This window comes from Trinickia mobilis (assembly GCF_017315705.1).
Taxonomy (GTDB): domain Bacteria; phylum Pseudomonadota; class Gammaproteobacteria; order Burkholderiales; family Burkholderiaceae; genus Trinickia_A; species Trinickia_A mobilis.
In genome coordinates this window covers 1-2,167 of sequence record NZ_JAFLRF010000007.1, presented here as the reverse complement: position 1 = coordinate 2,167, position 2,167 = coordinate 1, and the positions used below count along the sequence as shown (strand labels likewise).

2 protein-coding genes and 1 pseudogene are annotated in these 2,167 nt (G+C 58.8%); 2 read left to right on the top strand and 1 reads right to left on the bottom strand.

What is annotated here, in order from left to right:
* On the bottom strand, positions 1 to 512 hold a 512-nt coding region (locus J3489_RS37585), incomplete at its 3' end, for a porin (protein ID WP_242539968.1).
* A 726-nt stretch (positions 513 to 1,238) separates the two neighbouring features.
* On the opposite strand from J3489_RS37585, the gene J3489_RS11690 reads away from it, so the two are divergent.
* Both J3489_RS11690 and J3489_RS11685 read left to right on the top strand, forming a co-directional pair.
* Positions 1,239 to 1,547 carry a hypothetical protein gene (locus J3489_RS11690; protein ID WP_206998528.1) on the top strand — a complete coding sequence of 103 codons (309 nt, stop codon included), beginning with the start codon at positions 1,239 to 1,241 and terminating at the stop codon, positions 1,545 to 1,547.
* 312 nt (positions 1,548 to 1,859) lie between these two features.
* A pseudogene (locus tag J3489_RS11685) lies at positions 1,860 to 2,167 on the top strand (PRC-barrel domain containing protein); the annotation flags it as partial.

Sequence of the window (2,167 nt, the reverse complement as noted above, 5' to 3'; positions counted from 1 at the left end):
GGCGACACGTACTTGATCGCGTTGTTGGTGCGCGAGCTGTTGTCGTAGTTGTCGACGTCGCCGACGGTCGCGAACGAGCTGCCGAGGTAGGCGTCGCCCGTGATGCCCTGGATCATGTCGACGAGCGGGTCGTACTGGCGGCCCAGCGTGAGCGTGCCGAACTTGTCGCTGGCGATGCCGACGAATGCTTGACGGCCCCACTCGCGACCGCCTTGGTTCAGTTGGCCGGTGGACGGGTTAAAGCCGTTCTCCAACTGGAAGATCGCCTTCAGACCGCCGCCGAGGTCTTCCGCGCCCTTCAAGCCCCAACGGGTGCCCGACAGGTCGCCGCTGTTGCTGTTGCCCAGCGCCCACAGGTTCTGGCTCTGGCCCTGGGCGTTAGTCGCGGCGTTATGAATATAGGTCAGCGAGTTGTCGATCACCCCATACAGCGTGACGCTGTTTTGGGCATGCGCTGCGCCAGCGGCGCCGAGCAGTGCCAGCGAGAGGGTAGACAATGCGGTTTTTTTCATCATATCTCCACGCGAATGAATAATTTAAATAATTTATTTGTTGCGGAGAGGAGAATAGCGCAATGCCATTACTCGCTAGAAGTAGAAAAAAACCCTGCCTCGAAAAAGAAACATGCGCCCAAGTCACTGATATATAAGAAAATAAATTATTATTCCAGAAATCGAAATCTTGGATTGCGGTAATTGCGATATTTTCGCCTAAAGGATGCACGCCGCCCCCTTTTTGGCGTGTTGTTTAATCTATTTGTAAGAAACGTGCACCGAATATTAAATTCGTGTGATTAAGGCGCGGTCGGCGGCGGCGCGGCGCTCGGCTTCCAGCGGCGGTGGCGCGAGTGGCCCGGCGTTCGGCGCGAGCGACCAAATACGGCGACGAGAGCGGGGAGGCGGTTATCGGTTATTCGTCCGCGACGCTAAACACGACGTTGTGGCAGCGAGTGATGGAGGCGTGAAGGTAACAATATCTCCATCGCAATTCAGAGCCATCGTCAAGAATGGAGTTAAAACGGAAATGGTTTTAACAGTTGGCCATTCCGATAGGGATGTTGTTGTTGATTAAAGCGACTCGATAAACGATGCGACGATCCTGTGCAGTCACACATGAAGGTATGGACGGTGTACGGTCAGATTGACGATATCGAATGGATCTCACCCGGTGGGAACCAGGCAACTGAAGTATGGAATTGTCAGCCTTAGTTCGTAATCCGACAGGCTGCAGGATATTCGTTGCAACTGCATGCCAGGGAGCATTTAGTTGAACGGCATGCATTCAGTGATGCCCGCTTCTGCCTGTTTCAAGACCGCGACAATCTGCTCGACACTGAAGCGTTTGCGTTTCATCGCACGGCTCCTTTCCCATCGAAAAGTCTGCCGAAAACTCGCTTACATCATGGCACTGTTTACCGGGGGCCGCTCACTGCACGCGATTCCCGAGTTCAAGTAGGCATGGAACTCGATCCAAACAAAAAGGCCGCCGAATCAACCGGGCGGCCAAAACACGATCGCATGCGCGAGGATCGCGCATGTGCACTGTAGGACTAACTCCCCGACGAACCTAGCACGGCACGCAAGACTTTGCTGTTTCCTCTGCATTTTGGCGGATGAAGACGGGCAAGCCGCGTGCCTGCTCATCGCGCATTCGACCGTATCGCGCGATGCCGCCATCGGCACGCTTGCACGCAAACAGCAAACCGCCGCCGTCGCGCCGCAAACGCCGCAACGAGGGGCCCGCAGTTAGAATGGAGCGCGCGCGCAAGTCCGGGGGCGCAGCTGGGACGGTTCGACAGCACTGGCGCCCTGCCGCGGGACTCGCCACCGGCACGCACTCACCTATCAGGAGCTTCATTGATGAGCGGCGGTTTTTCCCGTCAATACGTAACCCGGCGTATTCCGGTCCTCGTACTGCTGTCGACGCTCGCGGGCTGCAGCGCGCTGTTCGGCCCGAAGCCCGTGCCCGAAACCGAGCAGCCGGCCGCGCCGCCCGAGCCGACCTCCGAGCCCGAGGCGCCCGCGTCGGCGCCTGAAGTCGCCTCGGCACCGGTCGTCGAGCCGAAGCACGAAGTCACCGAGGCGAAACGTCCGCCGCCGAAAAAACCCGTCTACCGGCCGCCGCAGCGCGCGCGCGAGCCTGCCGCGCCGCCCGCGCCGCCGCCGCC